Consider the following 18,541-nt stretch of genomic DNA (forward strand, 5'->3'; position numbering starts at 1 on the left):
AATTCACAACAATTCCAATAATTCTTGAAAAATCTCGCTATCTAACATCTTTAAACTATTGAAGTTGTAGCAAGTAGTTTAACCGCTAAAAGATTACCCCTTGTTTTTTGCCTATTTCACGGCCTAATTATAGAGGCACACGTTCGGGACGTCACCGGAAGCGGATGCGTGATGTCATCCAATCCCGTCCGGACTTGTCTTCTATGAGTATCTGCTTGATGCCTGTTTGGCAGTTAGTCATATAAATAACAAAATAGGTGGGAACGACTATGAAAAAGAGTTTTTGGAGGCGCATCATCAGGACGGTTATTGAAATCGTGCTTACGGTGATTCGTGACAAGATGAAGAAGTAACTTCGCTTGTTTCCCGGTTTGGCGGGTTATCCGGAAACGGATAGCCCCCGGCCGGGCTCCAAAAAGAAGGTGGCGCCAAAGGCGTCATTTAAGAAAGGATTAAATTATGGGTACTATCAGTGAAGTGAAACTGGCGGTTCTGCTGGGTATAGCAGAGGCCGGAGAGGTCCAGGTGGAGCGCTGGAAACGGGGCACCAAGAATAACGCTGACCTGACCTACCAGCAAATGCAACAGGCAATCGGCAACGAGTCCGATTATAAGTCCAAACTGGCTCTGCCGGCGGCCACGGCCTACGCGCCGGCGATGAATCCGGCTTTCGTGTCTCGCTCAGGTCTGGACCGGAACCGGATTGTCCGCAAGCAGGCGGATAACATCAACCAGGGCTACAATAATTACGCCGCTTCTCTGGCCCAGGCGTTTGAGACCGTGGATGGCGAACCGGCCAAGCGCTATAAGGAGGCGATTGACGCCTCAGCCGAGAATTACAGCCAGAAGGCGGCCCGGAACGTTCTGCCCTTTACCGGGTCGCGCGAACTGGGACTGGGCATCGCGCCCATCGCTTCAAGGTGGCTGACCGGCGATATTACGACTGAACGGCTGCTCAGGGGCGATGACCAAATCGGCCTGGGCGGGCCAATCAACGTGGCCCGGGTGACGCCGGATATGCGGACGGCCCTGAAGGCGGCCATCACCAACCGGATAGTCCAGTCAGGCAAGGTGCTGATTAGCGCGGATTGGGACCCGGCCGTAATGGTCCAGGAGAACGACCATATCAATAACCTGATTGCCTCTTTGCAGGACGCGGCTTATGTGGCTTTTGCCACGGCCGGGGTCTCGCATTGCGATTGGATTGTGATAGACGGCCGGAAATACCTGGAGATAAAGGTGGCAACAGTGTAGGAAATGCGGAATGCGGGGTGCGGAATTAACCGTGCCCCGCTTCCCTTTAATTAAAACAAAATACGAACACGAATGGGACGAATAGGAACGAATGGTACGAATGAATATTATTCGTGTGATTTATCTTAATTCGTGTGATTCGTGTTAAAAGGAGTTGATTTATGTCATTAAAACCAAATGAGGTAAAAACCAGTAACATCGCGACCTATGCGGTCACGACATCAAAGATTGCCAAGAGCGCGATAACCACCGATAAGATAGCCGACGGCGCTATTACCAGCGCTAAGTTGCAGGAGGATTGCGTCACTACTAATAAGATAAGTGATATGGCAATCACCAATGATAAGATTGCGGATAGGACGATTACCCAGGATAAACTGGTACTGCCGATAATTCCGCCATCGCCGATTACCAGGCCGATTTCGCCGCAGGTGGAGAGCGCTGAAATCAAGGACGGGGCGATTGTCCGGGCCAAGATTGCCGTCAATGCGGTGGAGAGCGATAATATCAAGGACCTGAATGTCACCAGCGGGAAACTGGCGTCCAGCGCGGTGACCAACGCCAAGATTGCGGATAACGCAATAACCGCATCTAAGATTGCATCTAATGCTGTGGGTTCGAGCGAGATTGCGGCTAACGCAGTTGGGACGAGTGAGATTGCTAACGGCGCCGTGACGCCTGAGAAACTGTCGTTTGTGCCGGGCGGAGCGGTGAGACCGTTAACACCGCCGGTTACTACAGCAGAAATCGGTGATGGACAAGTGACCGGGCCGAAGATTGCATCTTCGGCAGTAGGCAGTAGTCAGTTGGCAGTAGACAGTGTAATAACTGAGAAAATCCTGAATGGCGCGGTTACTGCTGAGAAGTTAGCGCCCGGCGTGGGCGGAGGCGATACCCTGACCATGTTCCCAACGCCACAGACCGCGCTGGACCAGGGCGGCATCACGGCCACGACCGTACCGGCCACGGTTGACCTTTCCGCAATTATCCCGGTCGGCACCAAGGGCGTGATTGTCTCAATCGCCTGTATCACCCAGAGTTATACGGATGGCGGGATGATGGCGTACGTCTTCAGGCAACTGGGCGCGGAATATGCCCTGCAGGTCGGAGCTCCGCCGGTTAATGCGCCGGGGATTAGTAACGGTGGCTCAGTCCTGATGCCGGTGGCGGCTGATAGGACGTTGCTTTGGCAAGCCTATGTATCAGGAAACAACTCAACCGAGCTGGTAATCTACATTTTAGGTTATGTTGTATAGGGGTTAGAGGTTAAGAATTGGGACGCAGATTTCGCTGATTTACGCAGATAAATCCTGATAATCTGTAAAATCTGCGTTTATCTGCGTTCTATTTCTCGGTCTCTGCGGAGTTTATCTGTGGTTACCTTACACCTCCATCTTCCGGATAGTTCTCAAGCCCAGCCAGACCGAGAATCCGGTAGTGACGATGGCAATGGCCGAGATGACTATGATACTGATGGTCTGCAGTTTTCTGAAGGTGTCTTCATTGATACGGCTGGTCATATAATAAATATGCGAAGGCAGACTGCCGATGACGATAATTGACAGGACATAGAGCAGGGACAGGACCAGGGTCAGGGTGCCGCCGAATCCAGAGACAATCTTGGACGGGTTATCCTCGCGCATATTGGGATACAAGACGCCTAAGGTCACGGCGATGGATGACAGTCCCAGGCATATCAGCAGGGTCAGGTAGAGATGGTGCAGGAGCATAAACGAAGGGACCTCCAGCTGGTATGAGGAGATAAACACCAGCGGTTCGCTGATAAGGATTGAACCGGCTAAAGCAAAGACCAGCTTGCTGTAGAAGATATCCTCGCGCTTTAAGGGCATCATGCCAATTATCCAGAACCGTTTGCCTTCCAAACTGATTTGCGGATAGACGAATCGGGTAGTAAAGGTGGCGAGAGTCAGGGTGGTGGCAATCAAATTGAGCGATGAGACCAGGTACTGCCACATATGTTCCTGCAGGTTGATATAGGGGATATTCTTGATATTGATGAAATAAACGCCCAGCAGGCCGAAGAAGATGAGAAGTTGGGTCCATTGGGCCGGGTCGCGCAGCAGGGTCTTGATGTCCTTGATGATGACCAGACGCAAAGGCCGGGCCAGGAATCCGAATGACAGATTGGCCAGCCGGTCCAGGAGCGAGACCGGGTTATATTTCTTGTCACGCCTGGATGAACGCACCAGGGAGTATCCGGTAAAGTAAAATGCTGAGGCCAGCCAGTACACTACCAGGCTTAGGAATAATACCTGGGCCAAAAGGAGCAGGAAGAAAAACACGGTGTCCGGCAGTCCGGCCAGGTCTACGGAGCTGAACAGACCTTGGGTAACCCAATAACTGGGCAGGAGCGGGTTCTGGGCGAATGAGAGATTGCTCATGAATTTCTGCATCCAGCCGGCTGAGAACGCAAAACTGGTGCCCCGCAGGCCGGACATCTGGGTGATGATGAAAATCACCGCAATCGCCATTAGGCCGATAAGTCCTATCAGGAGCGCCCGGCGATGGCGCGGCAGGAACCGGCCGATGACGATGCTGAACAGGCTCCCGATCAGCGCCGGCAGGATGATGAATACGGCTGAAAACAGGAAGGTCCAAACGTAGAATAGCCAGTTGGCCTGGCGGTCTATGCCAAAGGCAATCAGGAGCGGCGAGCCCAGGAACAAGAACGCCCAGGAGGAAAAAGCAATGGATTCGGTCAGTTTATAGAAGAATATCCGGCCCGGCGAAACCGGCAGTGACATCAGGTAATCCGCCTCGGCGGAATGGAAGAGCGAGGAATAATTGATAATGATATTGCTGATGACCAGCATCAGCCCCAGGGCAAAGAAGAACAGGGCCAGAAAGTAGAGCCGGACCACGTCCACAATTTCCTCGACAAACCGGTGGAGGAATCCGAATGATTCGCGGAAGAATACAAAAATGCTCACCCAGAGGACCAGGGCTGATACCGAGACGATGATGAATTTAAGTTTGTTGTCGTCCAGTTGCTGGGCGGCCTGGTTGGCCAGGGCCCGGGACCGGAATTTATAAAGCGTGGCAAGTGTTGTCATCATTGCATAACAGGAGGAATATATCCTCCAGATTCACCCCGCCCCTGCTCGCAGGGGCTGGGTTCATCTGTCCGTTGTTGTTTATCTGTTTGTTTTTTAGTTCCTCAAAGGTGCCTTGGGCAATGAGTTTGCCCTGGTGAATCACGCCGATAACGTCGGCAATCTCCTGGGCAATGGCCAGAATATGGGTGGACATAAAAATGGTCGTTCCATTCCTGACCAGTTGCTTGAATAATTCCTTAACCACCTTGACATTGGCCGGGTCCAGCCCGACCAGCGGCTCATCCACCACAATAAGCCGGGGCTTGTGGAGCACGCCGGCCGTGATGACCACTTTCTGCTTCATGCCCAGCGAGTAACTCTCGATGAGCTGGTCGATATAGTCCTTCATCTGGAACAGTTCCAGGTAGCGGTCTATTTCTGTATTTAGTTCGTCTTTGGGAATCCCATAGATATGCCCGATGAAATTGAGGAATTCCCGGCCGGATAGTTTTTCGTACAGGAACGGCTGGTCCGGGATATAGGCGATGATGCCTTTTAAGCCCAGCGAATCGGTGGACATATTTTTGTTGTCTATGAGAATCTCACCCGAGGTGGGCTTTAGCAGTCCGGTAATCATCTTGACCGTGGTGGTCTTGCCCGCGCCGTTCGGACCGATAAAGGCGAATAATTTGCCTTCGGGTATCTTAAGGTTCAGTCCGTCCACCGCCTTCTTATTGCCGTAGAGTTTGGTGACACTTTTCAGCTCTATCATGGTTACTCCCTCATCAAATACAATCCCGGTAAAAGTATTTCCTGTTTGAGTATCTGGCCGTCCGGCGTTATATAGGCCGTATAATTCAGGGGCGATTTGGCCATCCCCAGGTCGCTGATGACTACTTCGTAGACATCAACCATCCGGTTCTGCCATTCTATCTGGGTGCGGCTTTCCACCCGGGCTTTCAGGGTCTGCATGGACGCCCCGAAAGGATTGATACAATTAATAGACCATTCCTTGCCGACCGTCAGGTGCGGCATGGAGACAAAAGGCGACAGGCCGTCCGATACGGTGGAGTCATCTTTATACGGCAGGTAGCTGGTGGAACTCTTCAGCCCGTCGTAGAGGGTGAATCCCAGCAGCCCGCCTTTTACCTCGCCTGAGATATTATAATTCAGGAAAGGCCCTTTGGCTGAGAACGAGAATGATTTCAGCTTGTATTTTTCGTCAATCAGGGAATACCCGGAGAATGTCATTTTTGATACGTTGGCTTCAGGGATGTTCCCGGGTTTGCCAGCTTCTTTCTTTTTATTGCGGCGTTTGGTGTCAAACAAGGCGCTCATCATTCCGGGCAGGTTGATGTCGGTGGAATTGGTGATTTTGGTCTGGTTGTTTTCTATGGGCTGGATATCGGTCTGGGACGAGCCGATGCGTGCGCCTCCGAAATAGATGCCCATTTTGACGGTTTTATTCTCGCCCAGGGATTTGAGGTAGGCCTCGTAGGACGGTTGGGATAAGGCCGGCAGGGCCGGCAGTATTTCCCGACGGATGAATAGGCCGGTCATGATCAGCCAGAAGACGATGATGCCGGCGGAAATCAGATATCCTTTAGAGAGCATATGGTTTAAGGAAGCGCTGCTACTTCTTATTTAGTTTCACATAGAGGAGCTGCAGGCCGGAAATCAGGTTCTGGAAATTAGTTTCTTCTTCCTTGGACAGATTGCCCATGGTCTTTTCCTTGAGCATGATGAGGATGTCGATGATATAGCGGCCCTGGATCAGGTCGATTTCCTTTTTCTTGGTCATCGGGTTTTCTATCTGACCGAGTGAAATCAGGGCCTGGGCCGATAACGAAGCTAGGTAGGTATTGAAATCAGGCGGCGGGAGCTCATGGGGTTCTTTGTCTGCGGCCTGGGCCAGATGCTCTTTTTCTTCAGTGGCCTTCTGTTTCCAATCCTCATCCACCTTTTTCTCGAATTTAGTTTTGTCTTCTGTCATATTATCTTTTTAACGCCGCCTTTATAAAATCCCTGAATAGCGGGTGGGGCTTAACCGGTTTGGATTTGAATTCCGGATGGAATTGCACGCCGACAAACCAGGGATGGTCTTTTAATTCTATGATTTCAGCCAGTTCGGTTATCGGCTGGCCCTGCGAATCGTTGATGGTGCAGGATCCGGCTATGTTAAAGCCCTGGCAGGTGAACTGGTCTTTATAGGTGTTGTTGAATTCATAACGGTGTCGATGTCGTTCCTGGACGAGTTCCGCCTGATACGCTTTTGAGGCCAGCGAATTGGGCTTAAGTTTGCAGGGATAGGCGCCCAGGCGCATGGTGCCGCCCAGATTCTTTATCTGGCGTTGTTCCCGCATCAGGTCAATCACCGGGTGAGGGCTGTTCGGAACGAATTCTGAGCTATGTGCTTCTTTTAGTCCCAGGACATGGCGGGCGAATTCTATGGTGGCGCATTGCATCCCCAGGCAGATGCCGAAGAACGGAATCTTGTTTTCCCGGGCGTATTTGATAGCCGCGATTTTGCCTTCGATGCCCCGGTGGCCGAAACCGCCCGGCACCAGGATGCCCCGGACGCCCTGGAGCAGTTTTTCCGCACCTTGTTTTTCCACTTCCTCGCTGTTGACCCGTTTTATCTTAAGCCGGACATTATTGGCAATGCCGCCGTGCGTCAAAGCTTCGTAGATGGATTTATAGGCGTCCTGCAGTTCCAGGTATTTGCCGACCACGGCGATTTCCAGGGTTTCGTCGGCCTTCTTAAACCGCTCGACCATGTCGCGCCATTCCTTGATATTATTATCGCCGCATTTCAGGCAGAGCAGGTTTATGATGGTCTGGTCCAGTTTCTGGTTGGCAAATGTCACCGGCACTTCATAGATGCTGAAATCAACGTCTTTTTCCTCGACCACGTGTTCGGGTTTGACATTGCAGAACATGGCCAGCTTGTCCCTCATTTCCTCGGTGATGGGTTTCTCGGTCCGGCAGACGAGGATATCCGGCTGGATGCCGATTTCCCGGAGTTTGCCCACGCTCTGCTGGCTGGGCTTGGTCTTCAATTCCTGGCTGGCCCTTAAATACGGTATCAGGGTTAGGTGGATATAAAGCACGTTTTCACGGCCGACCTCAAATCCAATCTGGCGGATGGCCTCCAGAAACGGCAGCGATTCGATATCGCCGACTGTGCCGCCCATTTCGGCAATGGTCACGTCCACCGGCTCCTTGGACGGATTCTTCATGGCTATCTTTATTTCGTTGGTCACGTGCGGGATGACCTGGACGGTTTTGCCCAGGTATTCGCCGGCCCGTTCCTTGGCAATAACGCTGCCGTAGATCCGGCCGGTGGTGAAATTGGAGAGTTTACTGATTTTGGCGTTGGTGAAACGCTCGTAATGTCCCAGGTCCAGGTCGGTCTCGGCCCCGTCTTCGGTCACATAGACCTCACCGTGCTGGAACGGGCTCATGGTGCCGGCGTCAACATTGATGTAGGGATCGAATTTCTGAATGGCGACTTTTAATCCGCGGCTTTCCAGGAGCAGACCGATGGATGCGGTGGTCAGTCCTTTGCCCAAAGAGGAAACCACGCCGCCCGTTATGAAAATGTGTTTCATATACGGAGTCTAATATTAGATTGTTTTCATGTAAAAGTCAAGTATTTATTGCAATAAATAACCCGGACCTGACGCAGGGTTTGTCAGCAAAATCAACCGAATCCGCCGGTTACTATAATATTATAATATAAATAATAATATTTGCACTTGACAAAAAGATGGCACATGCTATAATGTGCTATTTCAAGAGCTAAGATGAAGATAGACCTGCATTTGCATACGACCTGCTCGGATGGTATTTATTCGCCTGAAGCAGTGGTTAAATTGGCGCATGATAACGGGTTAGATGCGATTTCGCTGACCGACCATGACACCATCGGGGCGTATCAGGACATTGACGGAATAGAAACCAACGGTCTGAAGATAATCCGCGGGGCGGAAATCACGGCCAACCACGCGGGAAACGAGATGCACATTCTGGGCTATTTTAAGGACGGCCTGAGCGATGATTTGCGGGATTTTTTGAACAATACCCAGTTCGAGCGGATTAATCGGATAAAGGAGGGATTGAGAAACCTGCGCAAGCATAACATCAACCTGTCCTACGACGAGTTGAATGAATTTAACAAGGGAGAAAGTGTCGGGCGCAATCACCTGGCCAACCTGCTGGTGGCCCGGGGTTATACGGCTTCGGTCAAGGAATCGTTTTTGTTATACCTCAAAGATGAATTGAATATTATACCGCAGTTACTGACGCCGGTAAAAGAGGTGATAGAGATTATCCACAAAAACAAGGGCGTAGCTGTTTGGGCGCATCCGCCCCATAAGTCCTTCGAGGGCTTTCTGCCGGCCTTTATGGAATGGGGGCTGGACGGCATTGAGGCGTTTAATTACCGCAAGACCACGGCCTTTGCCCATTATTACGCCGATACGGCCGCGAAGCATAATCTCTTGATTAGCGCCGGCTCGGACTGGCACGGGTTTGAAGGTGAGATATTCCCGGACAAGGTGTTTTATCAGGAGGAGATAACCGACAAGTTTGTTAATCTTTTTAGCTAAAGGAGTTCATAGCCCAGAGCCGATAGTTACGTAATAGAAAGATAAAGATATGCTAGACCCTAAAATCATACTCAAATCGTCATTGGAAGGCCGGGAAATCAGCCCGATTGAAGCGGTTATCCTGATGCAGAGTTATCCGTCCTTTGCCCAGGAAATCCACGAAACAGCCAACCTGATTAACAAGCGGATTCACCGGGACGTGGTCAGCTTCACCCACAGCAAGAATATCGGCTACACTAATATCTGCCGGTACAGCTGCCGGTATTGTTCGTTCTACCGCAAGAAGAAGGAGCAGGGCAGTTTTACCCTGGGGATAGACGATATCCTGAAGAAGGTGTCGGAAACGCCCGGCATCAACGAGGTCTGTATCTACGGCGGGGTTAACACTTCTTTACCGTTTAATTATTATACGGATATGCTGGCCAAGATTGCCAAGAATTTTCCCTCGCTGAGTATCAAGGCGTTTTCGCCCCTGGAGATATTCTTCATCGGTAAGAAATCTAGGCAGACCGTGGCCGAGGTCCTGAAGAAATTCAAAGAGAACGGGTTAACCAGTCTGCACGGCGCTGATGCCGATATCCTCAACGACAAGCTCCGCAAGAAAATCTGCCCGGATAAGATTAAGACGGCCGAATGGATTGATATCATCAAGACCACCCATAACCTGGGTATCAAGACCTCGGCCATGATGTTATTCGGGCATCTGGAAAACGAGATTCATATCGCCGAGCATATGGAAATCCTTAGGGACATCCAGAAAAAGACCCAGGGTTTTACGGAATTTACCCCGATGCCCTTCGGCGAGCACGAGAAGAAGTTGTCTATTCTTGAGAAACTTCTGAAAAGGGGCCGGCGCGAGGATTATTTCGGAGGCGAGAGTCAGATAGTGAAGATTGCCGCCATCAGCCGCATCTTCTTCGGCGACACCATCAAGAATATCCAGGCCAACTGGTTCAGGGTCGGGCTGGACAATGCGGTCAAGAGTCTGCACAGCGGCGCCAATGACCTGGGTGAGACCCATTTTGACAAGACGGCCATCAAGAATCTCAAGCCCAGGGAAGAAATGAGCATCTCGCCGGCTAAGCTTAAGCGGGTGATAATCAAGATAGGCAAGACGCCCCGCCAGCGCAAGCATTAAAGCAGGCCGGGCGCGCCCGGTTAAAAACAACAGTGTCAGTGATTTTATACCAATATTCCTTGTCTGCCATGCCGCGAATAGTTATTATTGATTAGGTGTTTTAATATGGCGCGGTACCCAAGTAGCAAGGGAACGGTTTGCAAAACCGTGATGCGCGGGTGCAACTCCCGCCCGCGCCTTTCTAGAGCCAGTTAGGAGCGTTAGCAACTTACTGGCTCTAATCCCGCCTTAGCGGGATTAGAGCAGGGCAAGTTACAGGGATTTAAACCGCACCTATCCGAAAGATTGGTGCGGGATTAATACGGTATTCTTAAAGAAAGGACATTTATATGACAAAATCTAAAATCCTCATCCTTGTCTTTCTGGCGCTGGCAACCTCCGCGGCGTTTTCTATCCGGGCCGAAAACAAGCAGGACTCGGATATATTTACCGGTTTGAGACGCGGCGAGAGAGTGACCGTTACCCTTAAGAACGATGTTTCCTACACCGGCGCTATTAAATCGATTATCAATGACCGGATAGAGGTGGATATTTCTTTTGACGATCCGGTGCTCAAGGGCAGCTTCTCGTTCCGGGCGCGGGATATCAAATCCATCGTCACCCGTTCCAATCTTAGCAAGGTGGAAAAGGATAAAATCGCCGCCGATAAGGAAAAGAAAGAATCAGAGCGGGCCCGCGAATTGCCGGGAAAAACTCCAAGCGGTGAAGAGCCGGTCGAGCCGGCCAATCCGACGGAAAAGAAGGAGCTAAAAGGCGACGAACTGCTTGGTTTGCTTGATAAATTCCCCCAGGGCGAAAAATGGAATGGCAAAGCCTACCAGGCGATTGCGGACAAGAGCGCGTTCCTGAGAACGTCTGAAGAAACTGCTTTTATGGAAAACTATCAGGACTGGCTTAAGGCCATAGAACTCAAGGGAAAACAGGGCGATATGGAGTTTTTCAGGAAATACCTGCCGGAAAAAGGCTGGGGCGAGGAAAAATACACGGAACTCATTACCAAATATATCCGCCTGAAGGTCGGTCTGACCGCCGAGGAACAGGAATTCGTGGACAAATACGAGATATGGAAAAAGGCCCGGCCGATATACGAAGAGGAACAGAAGAAAAAGCAGGAAGAGGAGAAAAAGGAATCAAAGCCGGCGCCTGAATCCGCCCCGGAAGAAGAACCGCCTGCCGAAAATCCGGCCGGCGAATAACTGGTTACCACCTAAATGGTTTCTGCCATGATTCCTTCAAATCCGCCAGGTCTTCATTTATAACGGCCTTGCCCGAAATGCCGTTGATGACAAGTTTCTTCGGCTTGACGGTCTGGCCGATTAATCCATAAGCACAGCCAGCCAGCACGCTCTCAAACTCCGCCTTGTGTTCCGGCTTGACTTCCACCAAGAATCTGGAATTGGATTCGGAAAACAGTATAACCTCATCCTGCATCCTGTATCCTGTATCCTGTATTTCATATGGCATTGTTTTGAGGTTTATCTCCATCCCGACCTCTCCGGCAAATGCCATCTCGGCCGCCGCCACCGCCAGTCCGCCCTCGGATAAATCATGGCAGGCGCGCACCAGCCCGGTCTTTATGGCTTGGGATACGGCTAGCATAATCTGCCTGCCGGCTGTGGTATCCACTTGGGGCACCCGGCCGCCCTTTACGCCCAGCAAATCGTAATAGTGTGAACCGCCTAATTCGTCCTTAGTCAGCCCGACGCTATAAATCAGGTTGCCCGCGCCCTTGAGGTCCATTGATACGACTTTACGCACATCTTCAATCACCGAGATGGCTGAAATCAGGAGCGAGTATGGAATGGAAATGGTCTTCTTAGCCGAGACCCGGTATTCATTATTGAGCGAATCCTTGCCCGAGATAAACGGCGTCTCATAAACCTTGGCGATATCATAACAGGCCTGCGATGCTCTGACAATGGCGCCTAATTGTTCCGGATTATTGATATTGCCCCAGCAGAAATTATCCAGGATGGCGGTCCGTTCCGGGTCGCCGCCTGAGGCCACGATATTGCGCAACGCCTCGTCTATGGCCGAGGCGGCCATGGCATAAGGGTCCAGGTCGCCGAATTTCGGGCTCATCCCGTTGGCAATGACGAACCCGCGGTATGAACCCAGCCCCTGCTCGCAGGAGCTGGGTGAATCCGGCATCGGCCTGGTGACGCACCCGTCGCCCGGTCCGTCGTTATTTACGCCCTGCATGGATTTCAGGGCGCTGGCGCCTTGCACCTCGTGGTCGTATTGCCGGATGACCCATTCCTTGGAACAGACATTGGGCATCCCCAGAATTTGTTTCAGGGCCTGGCCCAATTTCACCTTCTTTTTAACTGCTCCTGCCTTAGTTGGTTTGACTGTCCACTCGGCCTGCAGTTCTACCTTGGGCAATCCGTTATGCAGGAATTCCATCTCCAGGTTGGCTACGGTATTGCCCTGGTATTTCAGGGTCAGCCGTTTGTCGCCGGTAAACCGCCCGATGATGGTGGCCTCTACGTTTTCCTTGGCGAATAATTCCAGGATGGCCTTCTCGTGTTTGGGCGGGACCGACATGACCATCCGTTCCTGGGCCTCGGAAATCCAGATTTCGGTGTATGACAGCCCCTGGTATTTAAGCGGTATCTTTTCCAGTTCCACCACGGCGCCGGTCTCCTCGGCCATCTCGCCCACGGCCGATGACAGCCCGCCGCCGCCGCAATCCGTAATGGCCGTGTAGTATTCCAAATCCCGGGCCTTGAGAATCACGTCCAGCATCTTCTTTTCTTCGATGGCGTTGCCGATCTGGACCGCGCCGGATGATATCATCTCGGACTTCTCGTCCAGTTCTATGGAGGCGAAGGTCACTCCGTGGATGCCGTCCCGTCCGGTCCGGCCGCCGGCCACCAGTATCAGGTCGCCTTCATTGACGTGCTTGAAACACCTGGTCCGGGGCATGATGCCGGCCGTGCCGCAATAGACCAGCGGATTGGCCAGATACCGGTCGTCGAAGAATAGTGCGCCGTTGGCGGTCGGGATGCCCATCCGGTTGCCATAGTCGCGCACGCCGGCCACCACGCCTTTGAATATGCGCTTGGGATGAAGCACGCCCCTGGGCACCTTATCGGCCGGGAAATCAGGCGGCGCGAAACAAAAGACATCGGTATTCAAGATTGGCTTGGCGCCCAGGCCGCAGCCCATCACGTCCCGGATAACGCCGCCGATGCCGGTGCCGGCGCCGCCGTAGGGCTCTATGGCTGAGGGATGGTTATGCGTCTCCACCTTGAAACAGAGCGCGTTGGCCTTGTCAAACTCAATGATGCCGGCGTTGTCCTTGAAGACCGAGATGCACCAGGGCTTGTCCAGTTCGTTGGTCGCCTTCATCACCGTCTGCTTCAGGAGATTATCTATCACCTGGGTTTTAACCGTGCCGTCCGGCTGGGTCTCGGAATATTTAATCAGACCTTTGAGCGTCTTGTGTTTGCAATGCTCGCTCCAGGTCTGGGCAATGGTCTCCAGTTCTATATCGGTCGGGTTGCGTTTCTGCGACTTGAAATAATCGCTGACGGTCTTCATCTCATTGAGATTCAGGGACAGGCACCGCTCCTTGCTGATTTTCATCAGCGCCTCGTCCGGCGCATCGGTCAGGGTAATGGTCTCCAGCTTGAACGAATAGGGCGGGGCCGAGGGAATGGAGGTCAGCGTTTTGTGTCCGATGAAGAAATTCTCTATGACCGGATTGGCGAAGATGCGGCCGGCCAGCCGCTTGAGGTTCGGCTCCTTGATTGAGCCCTTGAGATAGTATTTCCGGCCGGTGTGGACCGAATTGATTCTGTAACCCAGGTCAGTGATGGCCTTTAAAGCGCTGGCCTCGACCGGGTCCATTACCCCGGGTTTGAGGAATACCGTCACCACCGCGTGGAGCGAATTCTTAAATAACTCCATGGGTTTCTGGCAGGAAAACTGATGCACGGTTTGGTCGGCCAGGATTTGCTGGGCGATGGATTCCACCTCGTGGGGCGACAGCTCCGCATCCAGGACATAGACCGAGGCGAATCGGACGTCGGAAATGGTCTTGATGCCGAAATCACGGACATCGTGCAGGACGCCGTTCCCGACCGGGTCAGTCAGTTGCGGCTTCAAAGCGACTTCTATCTGGTAGAGCATAAGGAAAATCTATATTGCGACAGTAGAATTGGCAAGTAAAATGAGCAGAGAACTAAGCGAAGCGTGAAACGGAGTACGCCGAAGGCGGCGCACGGAAAACTTACGGCGCATCGCCGTAAGTTATCCCTGGCGGGAGGCGGTAGCTCTATGCCGGAGGCCGTCTGAGAATTTTATCCCGCCTGGCCCGCTTAGGCTGGCCTGAAGAGCGGGGAAATATCGTGTTTGTTGATACATTTGGGACTTATCATTATGATTTTTAGACGCACCGTAGTCATTTATAAACCGATATGGACTGGGTTGCCAACATTCGGCACTCCGTATATGCTTATTGTTTTAGTAAGCTCACAAGAAACGGCGCCTGTTCGTATTTCGGATGCCGTTCGTTCGGTAATCAAATGCCATTCCTTTGCCCAAGAGATGCCATCCCTTATATGCTTATTGTCTTAGTAAGCTTACAAGAAACGGCGCCTGTTCGTATGGCGGATGCCGTTCGTTCGGTAATCAAATGCCATTCCTTTACCCAACAGATGCCGTGCCTAAGGAATTGAATGGGGATGTAACAGGCGGAGGGGGGTGGGGGGACTCCCCCTGGTGCTATTTTATAGTTGGAAGGGGGCAAAATGGATAGGCAAAACAGGGAAAATAGCAATTTGGGGACCGATACGCTCATTGGTTTAGGTCTATTCTGCTTCTTTTTTCGGCGGATATAAATACGCCATTTTGTTGAGCCGGTAGATGCGCTCGCGCATGGGCGGATGGGTGGCCATCAGGTTGGCCACAAAGCCCTCTTTGTTGGTGAATGAGTTGCCCAACGGGTCGGCAATGCACAGGTGCGCCACGCCCCGCTTGATGGACATGGTCGGGGCTGACGCCTCTTCTATCTTCTGCAGGGCATTGGCCAGGGCGCCCGGATTCCTGATAATTTCGGCCCCGGACGCGTCAGCCAGGTATTCCCGTTTCCTTGATATGGCCATAGCCATCATCTGGGCGATTATCGGCGCCAGGATGATAAATAACAGCCAGATGGCAAAGAGGATGGCCATGGCCGGACCGCCGGATTTGCGGGATGATGACGACGAGCGGCCTGAGCCGCGGCTGGACCATCTCATGGCCCGGCCGGACCAGTCGGACAAGAGCACAATCGCCCCGACCAGGGCGGCTACGCTGGTGACCAGCCGGATGTCATAGTTGCGGACGTGGCTCATCTCGTGCGCCACTACGCCCTGGAGTTCGTCCCGGCTGAGTTTGTTCAACAGGCCCTGGGTGATGGCAATGCTGGCGTGTTCCGGATTCCGGCCGGTGGCAAAGGCGTTCGGGTCCTGGTCCGGGATGATATAGACCTTGGGCATGGGCAGTCCGGAGGCAATCTTGACCTCTTCGACGATGTTCTGGAACTGGCGTTCTTTGAGTTCCAGCGGATTAATGGGCCGGGCGCCGGTGGAATAGAGCACCACCTGGTCGCCCTTGTAATAACTGCCGATGACCGAAATGATGCCGATGACCAGCGCAATGGCCGTGCCGATGGGCAAGCCCTGGTTATAGAAATAGTCAAATCCGATGCCGATAAAGGCGAAGAACAGGATAAACAGGAACATTATCAGCCAGGTGGCCCGGCGGTTGTGTTTCTGCTGGTCGTAGATGTTAGCACTCATATACAATTATTTTACAACAGGATTCAACTGATTAATCGGATAAATCCGCTAAATCACGTTGTTTAACCGGGATTACTAAGGCGGATGCCGTAGTCCTCGCTATTTAGTTTCTTGAATACGGAAACGATATTTAATTCTATTGCCAGTGGGATTATCTGCGAATCCGCCAGCGGGCAATCTGACATAATACATTCGCCGCCCTGTTGTTGCAAATTATTCACGAACTTGCTGAGCCGGGACGCCATATCCTGATTGAGCCCGGCGTAAAGCCGGTAATAAGAGATGGCCTCTTTTAATTTACGCGGTCCACCCAGGGTGAGATTGCCGATAAGATTGGCAAAACGGCTGATTTGGCTGGCCCAGTTGGTTGGGTCGCTCATATTGGTCATATAGGGCATGCCGCCGAAGACGCCTTTGCCGAATCTGGTAGGATAGAGAATGGTATCAGATAAAGGAAATGTCTCGTGAACCACCGGGCCGGATTCCTTCTTGAATGCGCTGGCTAAGATAAATTTTACCTTGACCCAGTGTTCTTCGGGGTGTCTGACGGTATCAATAATAAGTATGGCGATGAATATACCGGCCCCGATATACCAGGACCGCCAACTAAAGATATTAAGGTTAATGTGGGGCAGGACGAATAGGCCCATGATAAAATAGAGGACATTAAAAACCATAAAGCCGAAGGCCAGAAACACCAATCCCAACAAGGTCAATAAAATACCCTGGGTGAGCGATTCCTTACGTTTCCGGGCAACCAGTTCAGTAATATCCATAAATTAATTTGTTTACTACGGACCTTCCCCTTCCATATCGTCAAAGATAAATACCTTCAGCCCCCAATAAGCGGTTTTGGCAAATCCGGCGCCCAGGAAGGCCAGTGCGGCATAGGCCATGGGCGGGCCTTCAGAGGGGATATTCAAGAGGCGGTCTTTGCTGACCAGGAACGAGGTCATGCCGCCGTAGATGAGGAATTCCAGGACCGCGCCCCGGCTGATAAAGGGTAGTTGCATGGTGTTGAATAAAACCCAGGTGACGAAGTCAGCGGTCATGACGCCGCTGATGATCGGATACCATTCGTTCTGGGTATCCAGGTAAAGCAGCCCGGGCAGATAGACGGCCACCCGGGCGATGATGGCGCTGACAAGCCCTGGCGTGATGGCGTTGAGTTGCTTGACCTTGTCTATGAATACCGCGCCTTCCCTGGCGATAATCTTGGCGATATTTTCCTGCTTGGTGGTATCAAGTTCGGCCATGGGAATCGACTCCGGCGGAGGCGGGTTGCTTTCGCTCAATTCCACCAGGTTCTGGCAGTCGTGGCAAATGGCGTGGTTATTGACCCGGACCAGATGCACCGGCGAGAAGGACTGCAGGCAGATATGGCAGAGCTGATTCTTAAAACTTACTTTAGTTAACATTTTATATGGATATTTTTACGGCCTTGCGGACCGTATCGTCTTCCACCTCGAAGAAATCCTCGTTTTGGAAGCCGAAGATGCCGGCCACAATATTTGACGGGAACATCTGGACCTTATTGTTATAATCGCGGACGTTGCCGTTAAAGAACCGGCGGGCAGCGGCAATTTTGTCTTCGGTGTCAACTAATTCCTGCTGGAGTTTGAGAAAATTCTGGTTGGCTTTTAATTCCGGATAGCGCTCGACTACGGCAAAAAGGGTCTTGAGGGCGCCGAGCATCTGATTCTCGTCCGCGGCTTGGCTGGCATATCTGCCGTTATTATTGAAGGCCCGGTTACGCGCTTCTGTAATCTGCTCAAAGGTGACCTTTTCGTGCGCGGCGTAGCCTTTGACCGTAGTGACCAGGTTGGGTATCAGGTCGTAGCGCCGTTTGAGTTGGATATCGATATCAGCCCAGGATTCGTGGATGTGGTTCTTCAGCCCGACCAGGGCGTTATAAATGACGATAAAGATTATCAGGCAGACAACAATAATAACGGCGAATACGATTAATAATTCCATGTTTTTCCTCCTATGTTGCGCAATCCCTTATGACGTAATCAGGGATGTTCGCATAAAATTCATTGGCAAACTTATAAAGATCCAAATAACCGTTCGGTTTTACTTTGCCGGTATAATAGCATCCGATATGGGTTCCGCCTATTTCTATTACGGGTGTTTTTCGGCTGGATAGCAGGAAGTTCATCATCTGCGGATGGACGATATCGTAGGCAAACTTCTTGTCGTTTGACTTCACGTAGAACCGGCTGCTGAATTCCCTGGATTCAAAGTCGATATCGTCGAACCCGATGGCGCCGGCGATTTTGTCTAGGAAGTTTTCCGGCCTAATAAAGAGAGGTTTAAAATGTTGGGGAACTCCGAGCACGCAAACCGAGTTGTTATGAACCTGCCGGCTTTTGCCGGAACCGGTGGTATAGGTATAATCAAACATGGCGATATGGCAGCCATTTTTGCTGCCGCTCATAGTATTGGATATTTTTTGTGAATGCCCCTTACTAAATAAAGGCAGGTCGTAATACGCCTCGCTTTTGCCCTCATAATAAGTAAGTCCCAATTGGGCGGCTATTTGGGCCATCTCAGCCCGCCGTTTACGTTCAAGGAAATAGTTCAGGGCTATAAACGCAACGACGGCAAGAGCCACTACGACAAAAAAGAAGGTATTCATTAGCGTATCAACGAACCAATACGCCTGCCGGTCCGGCCAGATAGATAAATAAC

General features: G+C 51.7%; 17 protein-coding genes and 1 tRNA gene. 6 read left to right on the top strand and 12 right to left on the bottom strand.

The window, feature by feature from the left end; translation table 11 throughout:
- Positions 1 to 151: 151 nt before the first annotated feature.
- Positions 152 to 340, bottom strand: a complete 189-nt coding sequence (locus tag HZA49_08565; protein ID MBI5779492.1) for a hypothetical protein — start codon at positions 338 to 340, stop codon at positions 152 to 154.
- Between the two features lie 119 nt (positions 341 to 459).
- Between HZA49_08565 and HZA49_08570 the strand changes: the two genes are divergently transcribed.
- Both HZA49_08570 and HZA49_08575 read left to right on the top strand, forming a co-directional pair.
- Positions 460 to 1,254, top strand: a complete 795-nt coding sequence (locus tag HZA49_08570) for a hypothetical protein (protein ID MBI5779493.1) — start codon at positions 460 to 462, stop codon at positions 1,252 to 1,254.
- A 161-nt stretch (positions 1,255 to 1,415) separates the two neighbouring features.
- Entirely contained in the window at positions 1,416 to 2,510 is a 1,095-nt protein-coding gene (locus tag HZA49_08575; protein ID MBI5779494.1) for a hypothetical protein, read from the top strand.
- A gap of 126 nt (positions 2,511 to 2,636) precedes the next feature.
- On the opposite strand, the gene HZA49_08580 is transcribed toward HZA49_08575, so the two are convergent.
- From HZA49_08580 to HZA49_08600, 5 genes are read right to left on the bottom strand one after another with little or no spacing between them, the layout of a single operon-like run.
- Complete coding sequence (locus HZA49_08580) at positions 2,637 to 4,331, bottom strand: hypothetical protein (protein MBI5779495.1); 1,695 nt, start codon at positions 4,329 to 4,331, stop codon at positions 2,637 to 2,639.
- Positions 4,303 to 5,082 carry an ABC transporter ATP-binding protein gene (locus HZA49_08585; protein ID MBI5779496.1) on the bottom strand — a complete coding sequence of 260 codons (780 nt, stop codon included), beginning with the start codon at positions 5,080 to 5,082 and terminating at the stop codon, positions 4,303 to 4,305. The genes HZA49_08580 and HZA49_08585 overlap by 29 nt, the downstream gene beginning before the upstream one ends.
- Positions 5,083 to 5,084: 2 nt before the next feature.
- A complete protein-coding gene (locus HZA49_08590) occupies positions 5,085 to 5,924 on the bottom strand; it encodes a hypothetical protein (protein MBI5779497.1) in 840 nt (279 codons plus the stop codon).
- A 19-nt stretch (positions 5,925 to 5,943) separates the two neighbouring features.
- Positions 5,944 to 6,303 carry a DUF1844 domain-containing protein gene (locus HZA49_08595; protein ID MBI5779498.1) on the bottom strand — a complete coding sequence of 120 codons (360 nt, stop codon included), beginning with the start codon at positions 6,301 to 6,303 and terminating at the stop codon, positions 5,944 to 5,946.
- A 1-nt stretch (position 6,304) separates the two neighbouring features.
- Positions 6,305 to 7,921: a CTP synthase gene (locus tag HZA49_08600; GenBank protein MBI5779499.1), complete on the bottom strand. Its 1,617-nt coding sequence runs from the start codon at positions 7,919 to 7,921 to the stop codon at positions 6,305 to 6,307.
- Between the two features lie 195 nt (positions 7,922 to 8,116).
- On the opposite strand from HZA49_08600, the gene HZA49_08605 reads away from it, so the two are divergent.
- From HZA49_08605 to HZA49_08620, 4 genes are all read left to right on the top strand, one after another.
- On the top strand, positions 8,117 to 8,920 hold the full coding sequence (locus HZA49_08605; GenBank protein ID MBI5779500.1) for a PHP domain-containing protein: 804 nt from the start codon (positions 8,117 to 8,119) through the stop codon (positions 8,918 to 8,920).
- A 49-nt stretch (positions 8,921 to 8,969) separates the two neighbouring features.
- Entirely contained in the window at positions 8,970 to 10,058 is a 1,089-nt protein-coding gene (locus HZA49_08610; GenBank protein ID MBI5779501.1) for a CofH family radical SAM protein, read from the top strand.
- A 107-nt stretch (positions 10,059 to 10,165) separates the two neighbouring features.
- Positions 10,166 to 10,237: transfer RNA gene (locus HZA49_08615), tRNA-Cys, on the top strand.
- Between the two features lie 150 nt (positions 10,238 to 10,387).
- Positions 10,388 to 11,254 carry a hypothetical protein gene (locus HZA49_08620; GenBank protein MBI5779502.1) on the top strand — a complete coding sequence of 289 codons (867 nt, stop codon included), beginning with the start codon at positions 10,388 to 10,390 and terminating at the stop codon, positions 11,252 to 11,254.
- A gap of 4 nt (positions 11,255 to 11,258) precedes the next feature.
- On the opposite strand, the gene purL is transcribed toward HZA49_08620, so the two are convergent.
- The 6 genes from purL to HZA49_08650 all read right to left on the bottom strand — a co-directional run bounded on the left by purL (position 11,259) and on the right by HZA49_08650 (position 18,488).
- Positions 11,259 to 14,195, bottom strand: a complete 2,937-nt coding sequence (purL, locus tag HZA49_08625) for a phosphoribosylformylglycinamidine synthase subunit PurL (protein MBI5779503.1) — start codon at positions 14,193 to 14,195, stop codon at positions 11,259 to 11,261.
- Between the two features lie 680 nt (positions 14,196 to 14,875).
- Entirely contained in the window at positions 14,876 to 15,847 is a 972-nt protein-coding gene (locus tag HZA49_08630) for a M48 family metallopeptidase (protein ID MBI5779504.1), read from the bottom strand.
- 62 nt (positions 15,848 to 15,909) lie between these two features.
- Positions 15,910 to 16,623 carry a hypothetical protein gene (locus HZA49_08635; GenBank protein MBI5779505.1) on the bottom strand — a complete coding sequence of 238 codons (714 nt, stop codon included), beginning with the start codon at positions 16,621 to 16,623 and terminating at the stop codon, positions 15,910 to 15,912.
- A gap of 15 nt (positions 16,624 to 16,638) precedes the next feature.
- On the bottom strand, positions 16,639 to 17,265 hold the full coding sequence (locus HZA49_08640; GenBank protein MBI5779506.1) for a hypothetical protein: 627 nt from the start codon (positions 17,263 to 17,265) through the stop codon (positions 16,639 to 16,641).
- 1 nt (position 17,266) lies between these two features.
- Positions 17,267 to 17,824 carry a LemA family protein gene (locus tag HZA49_08645; GenBank protein MBI5779507.1) on the bottom strand — a complete coding sequence of 186 codons (558 nt, stop codon included), beginning with the start codon at positions 17,822 to 17,824 and terminating at the stop codon, positions 17,267 to 17,269.
- 10 nt (positions 17,825 to 17,834) lie between these two features.
- On the bottom strand, positions 17,835 to 18,488 hold the full coding sequence (locus HZA49_08650; GenBank protein MBI5779508.1) for a hypothetical protein: 654 nt from the start codon (positions 18,486 to 18,488) through the stop codon (positions 17,835 to 17,837).
- Positions 18,489 to 18,541: the final 53 nt, after the last annotated feature.

The organism is Planctomycetota bacterium, assembly GCA_016235865.1.
In the GTDB taxonomy this organism is placed as follows: Bacteria; Planctomycetota; MHYJ01; order JACQXL01; family JACQXL01; genus JACRIK01.